Origin of the sequence: Aquimarina mytili (assembly GCF_016735115.1) — a bacterium.
Classification (GTDB): Bacteria; Bacteroidota; Bacteroidia; order Flavobacteriales; family Flavobacteriaceae; genus Aquimarina; species Aquimarina mytili.
Window position 1 is genome coordinate 200,494 of record NZ_JAERQJ010000008.1, and the last position, 21,396, is coordinate 221,889.

Below are 21,396 nucleotides of genomic sequence, written 5' to 3' on the forward strand. Positions count from 1 at the left end.
TCTTATCCATTATTCACGTTACATTAGTAGTTTAAAATATTTGATTATGACACTTACCATGGGTATTCCTGCTTTATTGTTTCCTGCAATTTCATTGACCATGCTGGCTTATAATGCAAGATACCTGGCTATCGCGGCATTGATCAGACAACTACATAAAGAATATTTGGATTCTAAATCTAAAAATATAAGGCTACAAATTACCAACCTAAGAAAAAGATTATGGTTGATTAGAAACATGCAAGCTATAGCAATATTAAGTTTTCTTACGAGCGTGGTTACCATGTTTTTGCTTTATGTAGAACAAAATCATTGGGCTAATATCATATTTGGAGTGAGTTTATTTTGTCTTATGATTTCACTTTTTTTATCATTTGTTGAAGTTCAAATTTCTACCAAAGCACTATCAATCAGGTTAGATAGAATTGAAGAAAATAACTAGGAAATTCTTATCTTGTTAGGATAATTGGTTTTTAATGCTTCAGAATGAACTTTTTGATAATGTAATACGAGATCTCAATGCAGGATATTGGGAGTTGCGTACTAATCCAGAAAAAGAAACTTGGTCACAAAAGTTTTATGATAATATTGGATATACTAAAGAAGAACTACAATCAACTATTGATTATTTTTTAGAACATCTGCTTCATAAAGATGATGTAGATGTATTTAGAGATAACTTCCTTAATTACAGGCGCAATTCTGTAGACTTTAAGCAACATATAAAAATTCTTTCTAAACAAGGCGATTATAAGCTTTTTAGATGTGCTACAAACGACGAATTGCCTGTAAATATTAAATCTGATATTAATCTCATCTTTTTTTTCGAAATAAAATTAGAACCCGAACAAGATATCTCTAAAGATAACTTTTACTATAAAGAAACTGCTCAAATGACAGAAACGGGTAGCTGGTATGTAGATTTTCAGAAAAGAAAGAGTTATTGGGATTTTGAGACCAGAAGAATATTAGAATATCCTGATGACTACATTCCTTCATTAAAAAATTCTGCCACATATTATACAGAAGATTGCAGACAACAAGCTGCCGATTGTTTTTTTAACTGTGCTATGACTGGCGCTCCATTTAATACTGAAATCAAAATGGTTACTGCAAATAATCGGGTGATTTGGGTTAGAGCGATTGGTAAACCTGTTTATAATGAGAATAAAGAAATTATAGGTATTCGTGGAGTTTTTCAGGATATAGATGATATAAAAACAAAAGAATTAAAACTTCAAAAGTCTTTAGATATTATAGCCTCTCAAAACTCAAGGCTATTCAATTTTGCTCATATTGTATCTCATAACTTAAGATCACATACCAGTAATTTATCTTTATTAGTTCAATTGATAGAAGGAATCGATAATCCCGAAGAAAAAATTGCATTAATAGAAGAAATCAAACAAATATCTTCTAGCCTTAATATGACGATAGAACATCTTAATGAGATTGTTACGATTCACACCAATAGACATCAAGAAAGAAAACTAATAAAATTTAAAGATGCCTTAAGTCTAGTTACCAATGGGATTGGACAAATGATCTCTGTGAGCAAAACCAAAATCGAAACCGATTTTAAAGAATTTGACGAAATCAATTATATACCGGCATACCTAGAAAGTATTCTCTTAAATTTAGTTACTAATGCCATTAAGTATAAACACCCAGATAAAGATCCTGTTATTCAGATAAAAACCTCTGTTAAAGATGGTAATCAATATTTAATAGTTTCTGATAACGGAAGAGGAATTGACATGAAATTATTTAAAGATAAGATCTTCGGAATGTATAAAACGTTTCATTACAATGAAGACGCGGTTGGCATAGGGTTATTTTTGACAAAAAATCAAGTAGAGTCTTTAAATGGTAAAATTACCGTAGAAAGCGAAGTAGATAAAGGAACCACATTTACAATTGAGTTTTAAAAAATAAACAAATCCCCCGCACATGAGTCATAAAATTGGATTGGCATGTATTATCGATGATGATAGCATGTATGTAAATCTTGTAAAAAAGATTATTGAAACAAAAAACCTTTGTCAAAATTTAATGGTGTTTAAGCATGGAAAAGAAGCACTTAATTATTTTGAAGCAATACTTACCAACTTAGAAAAAAATGCCATCCCAGAGATTATTTTTTTAGACCTAAATATGCCCGTAATGGATGGGTGGGAGTTCTTAGAGAATTTTACCAAAATCAAAAATAAGTTTGGGAAACTAATTACACTATATGTAGTTAGCTCATCGATCAACCCAATTGACGAAGAAAGAGCTAGAAGTATTAACTCTGTAAAAGACTATCTTATAAAACCTGTTACGATAGAAGATCTAGAGATGATATTTTTAAATCAAAGCACATAAAAAAAGACCTCTTAAATAAGAGGTCCTTTATATCTTTTGCAATGCACTACTATATTTGTGATACTCGAAGAGTATTTACCATTCCTTTTGCTGTAATTGGCATTGCAGCAAGATTAATTAGCATATCTCCCTGGCCAACAAACCCTCGCTTCATTGCAATTTCATTAATATCTTCTACAGTTTCATCTGTGCTTACAAACTTATCATAATAAAAAGCTTTTACCCCCCAAAGCAAGCTTAATTGAGAAAGGATTCTTTTATTACTTGTAAACACCAAAATGTGCGCATCTGGTCTCCATGCAGAAATTTGAAATGCCGTATATCCACTATTCGTTAATGTACATATGGCCTTAGCATTAATATCATTAGCCATATGAGCGGCATGATAACAAATAGATTTAGTAATAAATCGATTGGTTCTTATATGTGGAGGATCCTGAGGTACATTAATTAACTCTGATTTCTCAACACTTTTAATAATTTTTGACATGGTTTCAATAACCTGCACTGGATATTTACCTACAGAAGTTTCACCAGATAACATTACGGCATCTGCACCGTCCATAACAGAATTAGCTACATCATTTACCTCTGCTCTTGTTGGTGTAAGGCTATCAATCATCGTTTCCATCATCTGTGTTGCGATAATAACAGGTATTCTCGCTGTTTTAGCCCTAAGAACTAATTTTTTCTGAATAAGAGGAACTTCTTGTGCAGGAATTTCTACTCCTAAATCACCTCTGGCTACCATCAACCCATCACAATACGCTACAATTTTATCAATATTTTCTACCCCTTCAGGTTTTTCAATCTTGGCAACAATAGGAATTTTGTGCTCACTATGTTCTTTAATTAGATCCTGAAGCTCCATTAAATCCTGAGCATGACGTACAAAAGATAAGGCAATCCAGTCTACCTCTTGTTTACAAGCAAAAATGGCATCTTTTATATCCTTTTCGGTCAATGCCGGTAATGAAATATTGGTATTTGGCAGATTAACTCCTTTTTTAGACTTTAGAGGACCTCCTTGGATTACTTTAGCTTTAACTGTGTCTTTATTGTTTGACGATACAACTTCAAAAATTAACTTCCCATCATCCAGCAATATCCTCTCGCCTGCTTTAACATCTTTTGGAAAGCTTTCATAGTTCATGTACACCTTCTCTTTAGTTCCTTCAAAAGGTTCTCCGGTTACAAAGTTGATAAAATCGCCATCATTTACGATAATATCTCCTTTCATAACACCCACTCTTAATTTAGGCCCTTGTAAATCTCCTAGTATTGCCGCATTATATCCATGCTTTTCGCTAAGTTCTCTAATGATTTTTACACGCTCTTCTACGTCTTTATAATCTGCATGAGAGAAGTTTATTCTAAACACATTTACACCAGCATCAAGCATTTGCTTTAATACTTCTTTGCTACTTGTTGCGGGGCCTAGTGTAGCAACTATTTTGGTTCTTTTACGTTTTGGCATTATTCAAAAATTAAGTTGTTCTTTGATTTTAACACTGCGTATTCAACAGAATATGCAGTTATGATTTGAGAAATGGAAAGCATTTGGGTTAGTAATGTCTTACTTGAAAAATTTGATGCCTCTGTCTCTATTTTTAAAAAATAATCCACTTTTTTCAATTCAGGGATTAAGTGTTTTACCGTATAAGAATCTTCAGTATTCACAAATAATCCCTCAGAAACAGGTTTTTCAGGCACCGTTTTAGTGCCAAATTTATTTCCTAACAGACTATAGGTGTTATATTGAAAATGATCATGATATTGATACAGCGGAAAACTTGCCGTAATATCATCATACTCAAAATTGATATCTTTTTTCTTTCTGAAAAGGTTTAAATTCAAATTTTTGTTAAGCAAAAAAGCTAACCTATACGAAGCTATTGAACTATGAATGGCAATGAGTTCATAATCATCATCATCAAGGGTATCTAAAACTAATTTCTGAATAGCCACATTAAGAATTTTTTTCCCAGAATTAACGCGAAATATACAAATAAAATCACCTAACAACTTTAATAAAACCTAAAGATATTTCACGAAAACGATTGAGTTAGTATCTTTTAGCTATAAAAATTTATAGTTTTTTATTGAAGTAAATATTTTGAGTCTTTTTGTAGAAAAAAACTAATCCTTGGGAGTATTTATTTTGGATTGAAAAGCAAAGTACGCTCTTTTTGAAGCTTTTTCTTCTGCTTTTTTCTTAGAAGTAGCTCTTGCCTTTGCGACTACTTTATCGTCTATCCATAATTTTACAGCAAAGTGTTTCATTTCATCTTTACCCGTATCCTCATAGATTTCGTAGTTAAAAACCTTTTTCACTTTTTGACACCACTCTATTAGCAAACTTTTGTAGCTAATAACTTGTCCTTCAAGGCTTTCTATATCAACATAAGGATCAATTACAGCTTCGCGAATAAATCGTTCGCAATACATAAAACCTCTATCTAGATATATCGCTCCTATTAGTGCTTCAAAAAGGTTTCCATGAATATTAATCCCAAATTGAGATTTAGGGATATTAGTCCTTACTAATTCAATTAGTCTGAGGTCTTTGCCAAGCTCATTAAGATGCTTTCTACTCACGACTTTAGCTCTCATCTTGGTCAGATATCCTTCATTTCCTTCTGGAACTTCTTTAAAAAGATGTGCAGCAATAACACTACTAAGCATGGCATCTCCTAAAAACTCTAACCTTTCATAATTTACTGCATTTCCTTTTTTATCTTTTAAATTAAGGGATCTGTGCGTAAATGCTTTCTCGTAGGGTTTAATATTTTTAGGCTTGAACCCTAAAATTTTTTGAATTTTAGAAAAAAAATTCCCGTCCTTTTCAGAGCGGGAATTTAATATGTTTCGAATAACATTCATTATTCGTCTAATTTTTTGAATAATACACAAGCATTATGACCTCCAAAACCAAAAGTATTACTCATTGCATAAGTAATATCGCGCTTTTGAGCTTTATTTAAGGTCAAATTCAACGAAGCATCTATATTTTCATCCACAGTAGTGTGATTGATTGTCGGGGGCACTGTATTGTGTCGCATAGCTAAGATAGAGGCAATTGCTTCTATCGCACCAGCAGCACCAAGTAAGTGACCTGTCATAGATTTTGTTGAATTAATGTTGATGTTCGGTGCATGATCTCCAAAAACCTTAGTAATTGCTTTCAATTCTGCTACATCTCCCAAAGGTGTGGAGGTGCCGTGAGTGTTTATAGCGTCTACTTGTTCTGGTTCTACACCTGCATCTCTTAAACAATTAAGCATTACACGTTCTACACCAATACCATCTGGATGCGGCGCTGTCATATGATATGCATCACTAGACATTCCGCCACCAACCACTTCGGCATAGATTTTAGCGCCTCGTGCTTTTGCATGTTCATACTCTTCAAGAATAAGAGCACCACCACCTTCTCCAAGGACAAAACCATCTCTGGTAGCATCAAAGGGTCGTGAGGCAGTTTCTGGACTTTCATTTCTTGTAGATAAAGCATGCATGGCATTAAATCCTCCCATACCAGCTATAGTTACTGCAGCTTCACTTCCACCAGTTACAATGATATCACAATGTCCTAAACGAATATAGTTTAAAGCATCTATCATTGCATTGGCCGAAGAGGCACAAGCAGAAACAGTAGTATAGTTAGGGCCCATAAAACCATTTCGTATAGAAATATGTCCTGGAGCAATATCGGCAATCATTTTTGGGATGAAGAATGGATTGAAACGCGGGGTTCCATTTCCGTTGGCATAGCCAATTACTTCTTCCTGAAAAGTTTCTAATCCACCAATACCTGCTCCCCAGATTACACCAACTCTAAATTTATCAACCTTTTCAAGATCAATTGCAGCATCTTTAATTGCCTCTTCAGAAGAAACAATAGCATACTGCGCAAATTTATCGAGTTTACGTGCTTCTTTTCTATCAAAATAGTCTGTAGAAATGTAATTCTTGATTTCGCAAGCAAATTTAGTCTTGAAATTCTCAGTATCAAAATAAGTGATAGGAGCGCAACCACTCTTACCATTTACTAATCCATTCCAATATTCATCAATATTGTTACCTATAGGCGTTAATGCGCCTAGTCCGGTGACTACAACTCGCTTAAGATTCATACTTTGTTGTGAAGTTATTACTTTGCGTCTTCAATATAAGATATTGCTTGACCAACTGTTGCAATGTTTTCAGCTTGATCATCTGGAATCTGAATATCGAACTCTTTTTCGAATTCCATAATCAATTCTACGGTGTCTAGCGAATCTGCTCCCAGGTCGTTTGTGAAGCTAGCTTCGTTTACAACCTCGTTTTCGTCTACACCTAATTTGTCAACGATTATCGCTTTTACTCTTGATGCAATGTCTGACATAATTTTAAATTTTAATTTTTAATTTAGGAGGCAAAAATAAAAAACTTTATTTTAAAACCCCATAATCCCGTTAAAATGTATTTGTGTTTTTATCAAATATAGGGAAGTATTGGCTTTTTTGCTGCCTAAAATCGAATAATAATTATTTTTTTTGTGCTCTCTAATTAACAACTCTATTCTATTATGAAGCGTATCATAATTTTTGCTTCCGGCTCTGGTACCAATGCCGAAAATATAATTAAGTACTTCCAAGAACGCAAAGTTGCCGAGGTAACACATGTGTTCTCTAACAACCTGCGTGCCAAAGTTTTAAAACGCGCTCACAACCTGAAAGTAAAGGCTTTACACTTTGACAAAGAGTCATTTTATAAAACCAACGACGTTCTAAATGTCTTAAAAGATGCGCAACCAGATTTAATCGTTCTTGCGGGCTTTTTATGGATCTTCCCAAAAAAAATTATTGATGTCTTTCCTAACAAAGTAATAAATATTCATCCGGCATTATTACCAAAATATGGAGGAAAAGGGATGTATGGCCACCATGTTCATGAAGCAGTCGTGAGAAATAAAGAAAAAGAAAGCGGCATTACTATTCATTATGTAAACGAACATTATGACGAAGGTGCAATTATTTTTCAGGCTAAAACAGCGGTTACCAAAGATCATTCTGCAGAAGATGTTGCTAATGCCGTGCATCAATTAGAATATAAACATTTCCCAGTCGTTATAGAAAAGGTATTGGGATTAAGAGATGAGATGTGAGAATTTGAGACAAGAGTAGGAAAGTTTTTGTTAGGGCGTTCGAGCAGGTTATTCGTTATATCTTTTTATTAGATAGGCTTCGAGAACCTTAGCTTACCTAATAAAAAGGATGCCACTGCTACCCTTAACGCAAAATATAACATCGTAATTTCTATTAACAATCAACCAGAAACAATCAATTAATAAGAATGGCTAAAAAAGAAAAGTTTTACGTAGTCTGGGAGGGTCACCGACCAGGAATTTATACCAAATGGAATGATTGTAAAGCAGCTGTTAATGGATATACAGGTGCAAAGTATAAATCTTTTGACTCTTTTGAATTGGCCAAAAAAGCCTATAATGGCGATTATGAAGATTATAAAGGTAAGAGTAAACCAAAAAAAACGCTTACTGCCGAGCAACTTAAAAAAATTGGTGAGCCTAACCTATATTCAATCGCTGTAGATGCTGCCTCTAGCGGAAATCCTGGAAAAATGGAATATAGAGGCGTTGACACACAAACCGAAAAACAACTTTTTCATCAAGGACCCTTTGCCCAAGGCACAAATAATATTGGAGAGTTTTTAGCATTAGTTCATGGCCTGGCATATCTCAAAAAGAAAAATAGTGATCGTATTATTTATTCAGACTCTAAAATCGCGATAGGATGGGTAAAACAAAAAACCTGTAAGACCAAACTAAAAAGATCTGCCAAAAATGCAGCTATGTTCGAATTAGTAGACCGCGCCATAGACTGGCTTAAGACAAATACCTACTCGACCAAAATCGTAAAATGGGAAACCAAAGCCTGGGGAGAAATACCCGCAGATTTTGGCAGAAAGTAATTTTTCTTTTCAGACCTCTCAGGTTTTGAAAATCAGACAGGTCTAGTTAAAAGTAAAACGTATATTTGCAAAAAAATTATTACGCTATTTTATGAGTAAATTACTTATTGTAGGCACTGTAGCCTTTGATGCTATTGAAACTCCTTTTGGAAAAACAGACAAAATATTAGGTGGAGCAGCAACTTATATTGGTCTTTCAGCAGCAAATTTTAATATTTCTTCTTCAATTGTTTCTGTAGTAGGAGATGATTTTCCAGAAGATTACCTTAAAATGCTCCAAGAAAAAAATATTGACACGGCAGCAGTAGAAATTGTAGAAGGAGGGAAAACTTTTTTCTGGAGTGGTAAATATCATAATGACTTAAACTCTAGAGACACCTTAGATACGCAACTTAATGTATTAGCAAATTTTAATCCTGTGGTTCCTAATGATTATAAAGATGCAGAGATTGTTATGCTTGGTAATCTTCATCCTTTAGTACAACTTAGTGTTTTAGAACAAATGTCTACAAAACCTAAATTGGCAATATTGGATACCATGAATTTTTGGATGGAAGATGCTTTTATAGAAGACCTTCGTAAAGTAATTGCTAAAGTAGATGTAATTACTATTAATGATGAAGAGGCCCGACAATTAAGTGGAGAGTACTCATTAGTAAAAGCAGCTAGAGCTATTGAAAAAATGGGACCAAAATATGTTGTAATCAAAAAAGGAGAACACGGAGCATTATTGTTTCATAATGGACAAATTTTCTTTGCTCCGGCGTTACCATTAGAAGAAGTTTTTGACCCAACAGGTGCAGGAGATACTTTTGCCGGAGGTTTTGCCGGCTATTTGACCAAGACTGGTGATCTTTCTTTTGAGAATATGAAAAATGCAATTATTCATGGTTCAAATCTAGCTTCTTTTTGTGTAGAGAAGTTCGGAACAGAACGCATGGAGAATCTCGGCAGGGAAGAAGTACAGAAGAGGCTTCAACAGTTTAAAGAATTGACACAATTTGAAATAGAATTGTCTTAATATAAAATCTAGCCTTGAAACATAACGTTTTAGGGCTTTTTTAATTATAGTTTACCCAACACAACAACACGAACTTAGAATTTTTGGAATACAATGAGTGATGCCTTAAAACATGAATGTGGTATAGCATTTATTAGATTATTAAAACCATTAGAGTATTATAAAGAAAAATACGGAAGTGCATTTTATGGAGTAAATAAAATGTATCTAATGATGGAAAAACAACACAATCGCGGGCAAGATGGAGCAGGTTTTGCCAGCATTAAATTAGACACGCCCCCAGGAGAACGATATATCAGCAGAGTGCGCTCAAGTGACTCGCAACCTATCCAAGATATATTCTCGCAAATTAACGACAGAATCAACAAAGAGCTGGTTAATCATCCAGAATATGCTGATGATGTTGATCTTCAGAAAAAAAATATCCCGTATATAGGAGAAGTGCTTCTTGGCCATGTGCGTTATGGAACATTCGGAAAAAACAGTGTAGAAAGCGTACACCCGTTCTTAAGACAAAACAATTGGATGCATCGTAATCTTATCGTAGCGGGTAATTTTAATATGACCAACAATGATGTATTATTTGACAATCTTGTACGATTAGGCCAGCATCCAAAAGATAAAGTTGATACAGTTACCGTAATGGAAAAAATTGGTCATTTCCTAGATTCTGAAGTAGCAAAACTGTATAAAAAACTGAAAAAAGAAGGGTTTAATAAAATTGATGCCTCACCGCAGATTGTTGAACGGCTTAATGTTGCTAAAATCCTTAGAAAATCATCACGAGACTGGGATGGTGGATATGCAATGGCAGGTATGCTTGGACATGGAGACGCTTTTGTATTGAGAGACCCAGCAGGAATTAGACCAGCATATTATTATAAAGATGATGAAGTTGTTGTAGTTGCATCAGAAAGACCCGTTATTCAAACCGTGTTTAATGTTCCTTTTGATGATGTTATCGAGCTGGATCCCGGAAAAGCTATTATCGTAAAAAAGAACGGAGAGACTTCTATAAAGAAAATCATAGAACCCTTAGAGCGAAAAGCATGTTCTTTTGAAAGGATATATTTTTCTAGAGGAAGTGATGCAGAAATTTATGAAGAGAGAAAAAATTTAGGTAGATTACTAATGCCACAGGTTTTAGAAGAAATTAATCGTGATGCCATGAACACCGTTTTTTCTTTTATTCCAAATACTGCAGAAACCTCATTCTATGGTATGGTAGAAGCTGCTCAAGATGAGCTTAACAAACAAAAAAATGAAACCATACTTTCTGAAAAAGAAAGCTTAACTGATGAACGTCTTTCAGAAATTCTTTCCTATAGATTAAGAACTGAAAAAATTGCGATTAAAGATGCAAAGCTACGTACTTTTATTACTGAAGACAGTAGTAGAGATGATTTGGTTGCTCATGTTTATGATGTTACTTATGGGGTGGTAAAACCAGAAGACAATCTCGTTATTATTGATGATAGTATTGTTAGAGGTACTACCTTAAAAAAGAGTATCATCAAAATGATGGATAGACTTACACCTAAAAAGATTGTTATTGTGTCTTCAGCTCCACAAATACGATATCCTGATTGTTACGGTATCGATATGGCCCGATTAGAAGGTTTAGTTGCTTTTAAAGCTGCTTTAGAACTTTTGAAAGAAAACGGAAACTATGATTTGGTTGAGCAGGTTTATGAAAAATGTAAAGCACAAGAGAATATTGCTGATGCCGAAGTACAAAACTTTGTAAAAGAAATTTATGCCGGCTTTAGCGACCAGGAAATAAGTGATAAAATCGCTGAATTATTAAGTGATAAAACGGTAAAAGCTGAGGTAAAAATTATATATCAAACCGTAGAAAACCTACACCAGGCCTGCCCTAAGAACCTTGGAGATTGGTATTTTACAGGGGATTACCCTACTGCTGGAGGAAACAGAGTTGTAAATAAAGCGTTTATCAACTTCTTTGAAGGTAAAAACGAAAGAGCATACTAAAAAAGCGGAAAAATTTTGCTGTTAAAAAAGGTTAATTTGTGTAGTTCAACAATTATTTTGACCGTTCATCTAAAACATTTTTTCACAATGAAATAACGCTTTATATTAGCAGAGCCATAGCATAAGTAGGTTAAGTTCATGGTAGATTTGGGGCAAAAAAAGGTGGACTTTCCACCTTTTTTTATTTTTAAAACATTCGTAATATATACATATAAAAAAGAGTCGCTATTTGCGACTCTTTTATTTTTTTAAGAAAGTATATTCTATAGCTTACTTTCCTTGTGCGTATCGGCTTGATACTTCGTTCCAATCAATTACATTAAAGAAAGCTGCAACATAATCCGGACGACGATTCTGATAGTTTAAATAGTACGCGTGCTCCCATACGTCTAACGCTAAAATAGGAGTTCCTCCGCAGCCTGTCTTTGGCATTAGTGGGTTATCTTGGTTGGGTGTAGAACAAACCTCTACTTTTCCTCCCTGATGCACACACAACCATGCCCATCCAGAACCGAACCTTGTTCCTGCCGCACTAGAGAAAGCTTCTTTAAATGCATCAAAAGAACCATAAGCAGCATTAATAGCGTCTCCTAGCTCTCCTGTAGGTTTGCCACCTCCATTAGGAGACATAACCTCCCAAAACAAATTATGATTATAATAACCACCTCCATTATTTCTTACGGCCGTATTAGACATATCAAGATTAATAAGAATGTTTTCTATTGTTTTGCCTTCTAGGTCAGTCCCGTTTATAGCCGCATTTAGTTTATTGGTATAACCAGCATGATGTTTATCATGATGAATTTCCATGGTGCGAGCATCTATATGAGGTTCTAACGCATCAAAAGCGTAGTTTAATTTTGGTAATTCGAATGACATATGTTACTTTATTTGATTAATAAAAAATGAAAATGACACCAAATTTAACAATTAGAGTGATGAATAAAAATTTATAATTGTTATAAATTAATTAAAACAAGATCACTATTGAAATATTCTATTCCCTACCTTATTTATATATACAGGTATCTTAAAAATGCCAGCTTTTAGTATTTTAGTAAAAAAAAGAACTTGAACGCCAATACTGCTTTTACTATATACAATGCTGCCGCCGGAGCCGGAAAAACATACACCCTTGTAAAAGCATACCTGATCACCCTATTAGAGGCCGAATTTAAAGACAGCTATAAAAATATTTTAGCCATAACCTTTACCAATAAAGCTGTGGCCGAAATGAAAACAAGAGTAATAGAAAACCTTGTTTTCATTTGTGCATCAAATACTCCGTTAAAATATCAAGACATACTAGACGAATTAATTGAAGAGACTAAAATACCCGAGGCAAAGCTAAAACTAAAGGCTCGACGAATTCTAAATGCTGTTTTACATAATTATGCCGCATTTGATATTGTTACCATCGATACCTTAACACATCGAGTGATTAGAACATTTGCCCATGATTTAGGAATTCCTGTAAATTTTGAGATAGAAATGGATACCGAAGTATTAATACAGGAAGCTGTTGATGCTGTGGTGGCTAAAATTGGTTTGGATGAAGAGCTTACTAATCTCATTATCGATTTTGCAATTAGTAAGCTAGAAGAAGATAAGAGCTGGGATGTAACCATAGAACTTAATAAGGTCGCAAAACTTTTATTTAGTGAAAATGACAGAGAGCAGATCAATAAGCTATCAGATAGAAGCATAAAAGACTTTAAGCAACTACACCTTACCATTTCGCAAAAAATCACTCAAAATAAAATAACAATTATGTCAAGATCAAAAGCTATTCTTGAACTAATTGATAACAAAGGTCTTGACGATAGCGATTTTAAAGGAGGCTATATTACCAAGCATTTTAAAAAGTTAACAACCGGAGAATCCAAAATTGACTTCAGTAGAGCAAAATGGATGCAAGAAATAGAGACCACGGCTTTTTACAACAAAACATTAGAGGATCATAAAAAGGACATAATTGAAGACATTAGACCATCTATAGAAGAAGCCTTTTTAAGTACCAAAAAAGAATTAATACAAATACAATTTTTTCAAAATATAATAAAAAACCTAACACCTCTCTCAATACTTAATGCTATTAATAAAGAACTAATAGATATTAAGAAGGAAAGAAGAATTTTATTAATATCCGAATTTAATACCATTATCAGCAATGCTATTCAAGATCAACCAGCACCTTTTATATATGAACGGTTAGGAGAGCGGTACAGAGATTATTTTATCGACGAATTTCAGGACACTTCTGAACTGCAATGGAAAAACCTAGTTCCATTAATTGATAATGCAATAGCCACGGAAACGCTAACTGGCAAAAGAGGAAAACTCACCATTGTTGGAGATGCAAAACAGGCAATTTATAGATGGCGAGGAGGAAAAGCAGAACAATTCATTAATCTTTCTTTGGATCACAACCCTTTTTCGGTGAAGCAAAAAGAAGTGCTTAATCTGCCGAGAAATTATCGAAGTCATGAAGAAATAGTGCAGTTCAATAATGATCTTTTTACTTTTTTAGCCAATGATTTTAGTAATCAAAAACATCAAGAACTCTATCGTTTAGGAAACAAACAAGAAGTAAACTCAAAAAAAGATGGGTATGTAAACATCTCGTTTATTACTGCTAAAAATGTAGCCGAGGAACATGAGATTTATCCCCACAAAGTTTATGAATACATAATTGCTCTTACAGAAAAGGGATATCTACTTAACGAAATTTGTATTCTGGTAAGAAAACAAAAAGAAGGTGCCGTAATTGCAGATTTTCTAAGTGAAAAAGGATTGTCTATAATTTCTTCAGAAACGCTTTTAATTAATAAAGCTCCTGAAGTTGTTTTCATCATAGATTTAATCACATGGTATGCACAGCCAAATAATCTGCTGGCAAAAACAAATATGTTACATTTTCTGGTAGATCAATTTTCTATTTCTGAACAACATTCATTTTTACAAAAAATGATATTTGCAGACCAGAAAACTTTTTCGTTAGAGCTAAAGAACTTCGATATTGACTTTAACCTCAATCTTCTGGCGACAAAGCCACTTTATGATGCGGTAGAATATATTGTTAGTAGTTTTAAACTCGCTAATCAAGCACCAGCGTACATTCAGTTTTTTTTGGATGAAATCTTTGGCTATACACAAAAACACACTGGAGGGATATTAGGATTTCTTTCGTATTGGGAGACCAAAAAAGACAAGTTAAGTATTGTAGCTCCTTCTGCAGAGGGAGCAATTCAGATTATTACAATACACAAAGCTAAAGGTCTAGAATTCCCTTGTGTAATTTATCCGTATGCCAATATTGATCTCTACGAAGAAATAGAACCCAAAACATGGTTACCTGTAAATAAAGAAAGTTTTAATGGATTTGATGAGGTTTTTGTAAACTATTCTAAAGCGATATCTGACTACGGAAAAGAAGCCAATGACATTGTACTAAAAAGGCAGGCCCAATTAGAACTCGATAAATTTAATCTACTTTACGTAGCTTTAACGAGGGCTGTCGAACAATTATACGTTATATCCAAATTAGAATTAACATCAAAAGGTGCGGTCAATCCGAATAAATTTTCAGGAAAACTAATTAACTATCTAGAACATATAGGTCACTGGAATCCCGAAAAGCTTGAATATACATTTGGCAAAGATTTAAAACCAGAAATCATAAGATCGGATACATCAACTAGAAACAATGTAATTCAACTTAAACAGTTTGACGATTCATCAAGAAGATACAATATTCATATCATAACCAATTCTGGAAGGTTATGGGATACTACACAAAAAGATGCTATAGAAAAAGGAAATATAATGCATAACCTTATGGCTTCTATATATACTCATGAAGATGTACACACAGTTATAGAAGAAGCTTATAATAAAGGTGAAATCACCAGCTCAGAAAAAAATATACTTCTTAACGACATCATCAAACTTGTCGAGCACCCAAAATTATCTCAATATTTTTCTGTAGAAAATACCGTATATAACGAACGGGACATTATTGTAAATGGAAAATTAATTAGACCCGATAGAATAGTAATCTCCAAAGACAATCGCACCACTATAATAGACTATAAAACAGGTAGTAGTAGTACATCACACACTGCTCAAATAGAACAATATGCGAGAGTTCTAAAAGACATGGGACATCAGGTAGAAAACAAAATACTCCTATATTTTAATGACAAAATCACTTTAAATTACGTATAAATTAGATGTCATTTTCATAATTACTAAAAGAAATTTAAGGATAAAAGGTATTTTTATCTTATAATTGTACCATAATTATTGAGATAAATAGTATAAATTTTAAACAAAACCGTTAAAATTTTCACTTTTTAAGGGCGAAAAAAATTGTAAGAAAAATTTGTCAGACCCCTGAAAACAGCGATATTTACTGGCTTGTTAAGAAAAATTTATTAGATTTATCTTTGACAGTTATGTTTAACATATTACATTTGCTCTAATTAACACTTAAAAATTAAATTATTGAATATGAAACATCTTAGCAGATTTTTAGCGGTTTCGTTATTAGTACTAGGGCTTAGTACAGCGAATGCACAAGATGAAAACAATCCTTGGGCGGTTTCTATCGGCATCAATGCCGTTGACATCTTCCCTACTGGGGGAGACCTTATTAACCAGGGTGAAATTTTCGACGAATTTTTTAATGCTAATGACCACTGGAACATTCTTCCATCAGTTTCTCAATTATCTGTAGGTAGATATATTGGAGATGGATTTTCTTTTACAGTTTCTGGGTCGGTTAACAAAATAGAGAACGCAGGAGAGCTTCCTGATGGAACTCAAGTTAACGTAGACGACTTATCTTACTATGCTGCAGATGGTTTAATTAGCTATAGCTTTAAAAACATTTTGAAGTCAGGTAAGCTTGACCCATCTTTAGGTATTGGTGGTGGATATACTTGGCTTGATGAAGTAGGAGCTGGAACACTAAACGGTGCTCTTGGTCTTAAATACTGGTTTACTGAAAACCTTGCTCTTAATGTTCAAACAACATACAAGCATGTATTCGAAGATTACGAAGTAAGCAACTACCCTCCTACTCATTTCCAACATTCAGCTGGACTTACTTTCGCTTTCGGAGGTAAAGATACAGATGGTGATGGTATATATGACAAAGACGATGAGTGTCCAGATGTTCCTGGTTTAAAAGAATTCAACGGTTGTCCTGATACTGATGGTGATGGAATTACTGATGCTAAAGATGACTGTCCTGATACTGCTGGTCTTGCAGAATTTAACGGATGTCCTGATACTGACGGTGACGGTGTTGCTGATCCTAAAGATGAGTGTCCTACTGTAGCTGGATTACCTGCACTTAACGGTTGTCCTGATGCTGACGGTGACGGAATCACTGACGCTAAAGACGAATGTCCAAATGAAGCAGGTCCTGCTGAAAATAATGGATGTCCTTACCAAGATAAAGATGGTGACGGTGTATTAGACAAAGATGATAACTGTCCTGATGTTGCTGGTACTGTTGCAAACAATGGTTGTCCAGAAGTAACTGAAGAAGTACAAAAGACTCTTAACGAGTATGCTGCTCAAGTATTATTTGATTCTGGTAAATCTAGTATCAAAGAAGCATCTAACAAAGTTCTTCAGGATATCATCGCTATCTTAAAAGAGTACCCAACTGCTAAGTTTACTGTAGAAGGTCATACTGATAGTGCTGGTAGTAACAAACTTAACCAGAGATTATCTGACTCTAGAGCTAACGCTGTTAAGAATTACCTAACAGAAAACGGAGTAGATCAATTTAGATTATCTGCTGTTGGTTACGGAGAAGATAGACCTATCGCTACTAACAAAACTAGAGCTGGTAGAGCTAAAAACAGACGTGTAGAGATTAACTTAGTGAAAGAATAAGAACGTCTCTCAACAATAAATAGTAAAAACGTCCCGAGATTCTCGGGACGTTTTTTATTTTTAGAAAGTAAAACAATCATTAAAAACGGTATTTTTAAACCTTAGTGATGTATTAGATTTAAAACACTTGAAAACTTTTCTAAAAGAGGTATTAATTGAATTACGCGATAGAGCAGAAAACATTAGCGATCTAATTTTTCTGGTTCCTAGCAAAAGAGCTGGGCTTTTTCTTAAAAAAGAGCTTTTAGAAATCTATCCTAATCAAACATTTTTTGTGCCCGAAATTCTTAGCATAGAAGAATTTATTACTACAATATCCGGATTACAACAAATAGACAATATACAAACGCTGTTCGAGTTTTATGAAACTTATCTAAACACTTACCCTCATTTAGAAAAAGAAAATTTTGAGACATTTAGTAATTGGGCTCAAACCCTGATTTATGATTTTAATGAGATCGATAGGTACTGTATAGATCATAAATCATTTTTTGCATATCTATCAGGCATACAAGATTTAAATCATTGGTATTTACAAAAAGAGAAAACAGAATTAGTCAAAAATTATATTACATTCTGGGAAAGCCTACTGGAATATTATAATAATTTTAAAAGCCACCTTTTAAAGAAAAAAATAGGTTATCAAGGATTACTGTACCGGAAAGCGGCAGACGATATTCAGTCCTATATTCAAACAGAAAAACGGAAACATGTTTTAGTGGGTTTTAATGCCTTAAATAATGCCGAACAATATATTTTTCAATCTCTTTTAAAAGCTGGTATAGGTGAAGTTTTTTGGGATGCAGATCAATTCTTTATCGAAAACACCTATCATGAAGCATCATTATTCTTGAGAACCTACAAAAATCAATGGGAATATTATAAAACCAAGCCATTTCAATGGATTAAAAACAATTTTTCTGATCAAAAAAACATAAAGCATATAGGAGTTCCTAAAAATGTGGGACAGGCCAAGTTTATAGGCAAAATCCTAAAATCCATTCCTCAAACAGAAATGGAAAAAACGGCTTTAGTACTCGCCGATGAGGCATTATTACAACCTGTACTAAATTCGCTGCCTGATACCGTAGACTCTTTAAACATTACTATGGGGTTACCACTAAAAGAAGTACCCCTATCCTCATTTTTCGAGTTACTATTTAATCTTCATAAAAACCCAAACCCAAAAGGGTTGTATTATAAATCGGTATTAGAAATATTAAACAGCCTTCCTTCTTATAGATTACTTGGCCATACTTCAACAAAAATAATTGCCATAATTTCCAGAGAAAATAGAGTCTTTTTGACTTTAGAAAAACTACAAGAACATGCCAACGAGAAAGAAAAGGAAATTCTTAAACTCATATTTGAATCTTGGACAGAAACCACCAAAGCATTAAACAACTGCAAAAAAATAATACAATTACTAAAACAAAGCCTAGACAAAGAAAAAGACGCATTAGAACTAGAATACGCATATCATTTTCATGTTGTTTTTAACAAACTTATTACCCTACACACCACGTATAAATATTTAAGTACTATAGCAACATTACATAGCCTATATAAAGATATTTTGACAACAGAGACTTTAGATTTTTCTGGAGAACCTTTTAGAGGATTACAACTTATGGGAATGTTAGAATCCAGGTGTTTAGATTTTGAAACCGTAATTATCTCATCTGTTAACGAAGGAGTGTTACCATCGGGAAAAAGCATAAATTCTTTTATCCCTTATGATCTAAAAAGGGCATACAACCTACCCACTTATAAAGAAAAAGACGCTATTTACACCTATCACTTTTATCGGTTAATACAAAGAGCAAAACAAATCTATCTTGTGTACAATACTGAAAACGAAGGTGTAGGAGGAGGAGAAAAAAGTAGATTTCTACTTCAGCTAGATATTGATAAAAGACCTAATCATATTATAGAAAAATATACGGTTTCTACTGAAGTGCCTCGGTTATCCAACAAACTTGTTCAAGTCAAAAAAAATGAAGCTATTTTATCAAAGCTAAAAGAGCTGGGAGCTCATGGATTATCTCCATCTGCATTGACTCGCTATATAAGAAACCCAATTGATTTCTACTATAATTACATTTTAGGAATTAAGGAAACCGATGAAGTAGAAGAAACCATTGCGGCCAATACACTAGGAACGGTAATTCATAATGCACTAGAAACCTTCTATACACCACTAGAAAATACTTTTCTTACCGTCGATGCAATTAAAAAAATGCAACATCAAGTAGAATCAGAGATTAAATATCAATTTAAAAAGGAATACTCAGAACTTGATATTACACAAGGAAAAAACCTTTTGATTTTTGAGGTGGCTAAAAGGTACATCCAAAATTTTCTAAAATCTGAACTAAAATTATTGAGTACCGGTGCACAGCTAAAGATTTTAGCTATAGAAAGCAACCTTAAAGCTCAAATACAGATTTCTGAGTTGGACTTTCCTGTTTATATCAAAGGAAAAGTTGATCGCATTGACCAATTAGATGGTCAATTAAGAATTATTGATTATAAAACCGGAAGAGTATCCAGAAACGATGTGGTCTTAATGGATTGGGATACTATTACTGAAGATTACAAATACAGCAAAGTTATTCAGGTATTAGCATATGCCTATATGCAGTATACTCAAAGTAAGACTTCAGAGTCCATTCAAGCAGGTATAATTTCGTTTAAAAACCTCAAAGAAGGATTTATTAAATTCGGAACAAAAGAATCTATAAGGGGTAAGGCAAATCACGAGATAACCAAAGAAGTATTTGATGAATATCTTTTGCAATTAAAAAAGTTGATTCTTGAGATCTATGCCATCCAAATTCCATTTACCGAAAAAGAAGTATAATCATGATGAGCAGTAAAAAAAACATATCTATTCAAGGAAAACATCAAAAACCAATACTAACTGATGTTTTTTATCTTGAGAATCAAAAAGAAAAGCCTGTTGTTATATTCTGTCATGGCTACAAAGGATTTAAAGATTGGGGAGCATGGGACTTGGTTGCAAAAGCATATGTCAATGCTGGGTTTTTCTTTTCAAAGTTCAATTTTTCACATAACGGAGGTACCATGGATCAACCCATAGATTTCCCTGATTTAGAAGCCTTCGGAAACAACTCTTATATCAAAGAACTGGATGATCTCGATACGATACTAGATTGGATCACTTCTTCAGGTTTTGAATTCAAAAATGAAATCGATTCTTCAAATATTACATTGATAGGCCACTCTCGTGGTGGTGGGATTGTAACTATCAAGGCATCTGAAGACCATAGAATAACTAAGCTTATATCCTGGGCAGGAGTTTCAGATTACAAAAATCGTTTCCCTAAAGGAGAAGCTTTTGAAAAATGGAAAAGAGAAGGTATTTATTTTGTTGAAAACGGAAGAACTAAACAACAAATGCCGCACTATTTCCAGTTTTATACTTCATTTATAGAAAATGAAGATCGACTTACTATTTCGCGGGCAGCAAAAAATATAAACATCCCTCATCTAATTATTCATGGCACTAATGATCTAGCTGTTAATGTTGAAGAAGGAAAAAAATTACATGCATGGAATCCTGAGAGTCAACTGTTTTTAGTAGAAAACGCAAATCATGTTTTTGGAGCAAAACACCCTTGGGAAACCCAAATGTTACCCAAACATCTTGAGGTTATCACACGAAAATCCATTGATTTTATAATACTTTAACACTAAAGAATTACCAGCGATATAATTTTCTACGTTTTTTTTCGTTTATTTGTCACATGAAATCATATAGACATATCATTGCTTTGGTATTTCTTGCTTTGTTCTGTATTATAGAACTGGCAGATATACACATGTTAAGCCATGATACTGCGGACGATACAGATTGTCAGATATGTCTTCTTTCATCAGAGAAACAAAATGATGGATTTATAGGAACACAAGTTATTGAGGTTCCATGCATCATTGTAATTCCTGCAGATATTGTTCGAAGCAATTATGAGCAAAACTATTTTGATTCTCAAATCAATTATTCTCTTCAAAATAAGGCGCCACCTACAGCCTAATAAGTATTTGTTTACCAATTGCTCTTAAAAACTCTAGTATATAACCATAATACTAGTTTTACCTTATTATTAATATTT

The 21,396-nt window shown here is 33.7% G+C and carries 18 protein-coding genes; 12 read left to right on the forward strand and 6 right to left on the reverse strand.

The window, feature by feature from the left end; all coding sequences use genetic code 11:
* Positions 1–46 precede the first annotated feature (46 nt).
* From JJQ60_RS17950 to JJQ60_RS17960, 3 genes are read left to right on the forward strand one after another with little or no spacing between them, the layout of a single operon-like run.
* The gene (locus JJQ60_RS17950; protein WP_201923506.1) at positions 47–442 is read left to right on the forward strand and encodes a DUF2721 domain-containing protein; all 396 of its coding nucleotides are present in this window, start codon (positions 47–49) and stop codon (positions 440–442) included.
* 34 nt (positions 443–476) lie between these two features.
* Positions 477–1,928, forward strand: coding sequence for a sensor histidine kinase (locus tag JJQ60_RS17955; protein ID WP_201923507.1), 1,452 nt, complete (start codon positions 477–479; stop codon positions 1,926–1,928).
* 22 nt (positions 1,929–1,950) lie between these two features.
* A complete protein-coding gene (locus JJQ60_RS17960; protein WP_201923508.1) occupies positions 1,951–2,364 on the forward strand; it encodes a response regulator in 414 nt (137 codons plus the stop codon).
* A gap of 49 nt (positions 2,365–2,413) precedes the next feature.
* Here the strand turns inward: JJQ60_RS17960 and pyk are convergent, their stop codons facing one another.
* From pyk to JJQ60_RS17985, 5 genes are all read right to left on the reverse strand, one after another.
* Positions 2,414–3,841 (reverse strand): pyruvate kinase, encoded by a 1,428-nt coding sequence (gene pyk, locus JJQ60_RS17965; RefSeq protein WP_201923509.1) that lies wholly within the window; start codon positions 3,839–3,841, stop codon positions 2,414–2,416.
* Entirely contained in the window at positions 3,841–4,332 is a 492-nt protein-coding gene (locus JJQ60_RS17970; RefSeq protein ID WP_201923510.1) for an IPExxxVDY family protein, read from the reverse strand. The genes pyk and JJQ60_RS17970 overlap by 1 nt, the downstream gene beginning before the upstream one ends.
* 171 nt (positions 4,333–4,503) lie before the next feature.
* Entirely contained in the window at positions 4,504–5,247 is a 744-nt protein-coding gene (rnc, locus tag JJQ60_RS17975; RefSeq protein WP_201923512.1) for a ribonuclease III, read from the reverse strand.
* Positions 5,247–6,500, reverse strand: coding sequence for a beta-ketoacyl-ACP synthase II (fabF, locus tag JJQ60_RS17980; protein WP_201923514.1), 1,254 nt, complete (start codon positions 6,498–6,500; stop codon positions 5,247–5,249). The genes rnc and fabF overlap by 1 nt, the downstream gene beginning before the upstream one ends.
* Before the next feature lie 17 nt (positions 6,501–6,517).
* Positions 6,518–6,751, reverse strand: a complete 234-nt coding sequence (locus JJQ60_RS17985; protein ID WP_024768509.1) for an acyl carrier protein — start codon at positions 6,749–6,751, stop codon at positions 6,518–6,520.
* A 183-nt stretch (positions 6,752–6,934) separates the two neighbouring features.
* Between JJQ60_RS17985 and purN the strand changes: the two genes are divergently transcribed.
* From purN to JJQ60_RS18005, 4 genes are all read left to right on the forward strand, one after another.
* Positions 6,935–7,513, forward strand: coding sequence for a phosphoribosylglycinamide formyltransferase (gene purN, locus JJQ60_RS17990; RefSeq protein WP_201923516.1), 579 nt, complete (start codon positions 6,935–6,937; stop codon positions 7,511–7,513).
* Between the two features lie 188 nt (positions 7,514–7,701).
* Positions 7,702–8,337 carry a ribonuclease H1 domain-containing protein gene (locus JJQ60_RS17995; protein WP_201923518.1) on the forward strand — a complete coding sequence of 212 codons (636 nt, stop codon included), beginning with the start codon at positions 7,702–7,704 and terminating at the stop codon, positions 8,335–8,337.
* Between the two features lie 91 nt (positions 8,338–8,428).
* The gene (locus JJQ60_RS18000; RefSeq protein ID WP_201923520.1) at positions 8,429–9,358 is read left to right on the forward strand and encodes a PfkB family carbohydrate kinase; all 930 of its coding nucleotides are present in this window, start codon (positions 8,429–8,431) and stop codon (positions 9,356–9,358) included.
* A 93-nt stretch (positions 9,359–9,451) separates the two neighbouring features.
* Complete coding sequence (locus JJQ60_RS18005) at positions 9,452–11,350, forward strand: amidophosphoribosyltransferase (RefSeq protein ID WP_201923522.1); 1,899 nt, start codon at positions 9,452–9,454, stop codon at positions 11,348–11,350.
* Positions 11,351–11,620: 270 nt separating this feature from the next.
* On the opposite strand, the gene JJQ60_RS18010 is transcribed toward JJQ60_RS18005, so the two are convergent.
* Positions 11,621–12,229, reverse strand: a complete 609-nt coding sequence (locus JJQ60_RS18010) for a superoxide dismutase (protein ID WP_201923525.1) — start codon at positions 12,227–12,229, stop codon at positions 11,621–11,623.
* 192 nt (positions 12,230–12,421) lie between these two features.
* Here JJQ60_RS18010 and JJQ60_RS18015 point away from each other — a divergent pair, with 192 nt between their 5' ends.
* The 5 genes from JJQ60_RS18015 to JJQ60_RS18035 all read left to right on the forward strand — a co-directional run bounded on the left by JJQ60_RS18015 (position 12,422) and on the right by JJQ60_RS18035 (position 21,318).
* Positions 12,422–15,577 (forward strand): UvrD-helicase domain-containing protein, encoded by a 3,156-nt coding sequence (locus JJQ60_RS18015; RefSeq protein WP_201923527.1) that lies wholly within the window; start codon positions 12,422–12,424, stop codon positions 15,575–15,577.
* A 285-nt stretch (positions 15,578–15,862) separates the two neighbouring features.
* Positions 15,863–17,260, forward strand: a complete 1,398-nt coding sequence (locus JJQ60_RS18020) for an OmpA family protein (RefSeq protein ID WP_201923530.1) — start codon at positions 15,863–15,865, stop codon at positions 17,258–17,260.
* A gap of 127 nt (positions 17,261–17,387) precedes the next feature.
* Complete coding sequence (locus JJQ60_RS18025; protein ID WP_201923531.1) at positions 17,388–20,123, forward strand: PD-(D/E)XK nuclease family protein; 2,736 nt, start codon at positions 17,388–17,390, stop codon at positions 20,121–20,123.
* A gap of 2 nt (positions 20,124–20,125) precedes the next feature.
* Positions 20,126–20,974 (forward strand): alpha/beta hydrolase family protein, encoded by an 849-nt coding sequence (locus JJQ60_RS18030; protein ID WP_317194026.1) that lies wholly within the window; start codon positions 20,126–20,128, stop codon positions 20,972–20,974.
* Between the two features lie 56 nt (positions 20,975–21,030).
* A complete protein-coding gene (locus JJQ60_RS18035; protein WP_201923534.1) occupies positions 21,031–21,318 on the forward strand; it encodes a hypothetical protein in 288 nt (95 codons plus the stop codon).
* Positions 21,319–21,396: the final 78 nt, after the last annotated feature.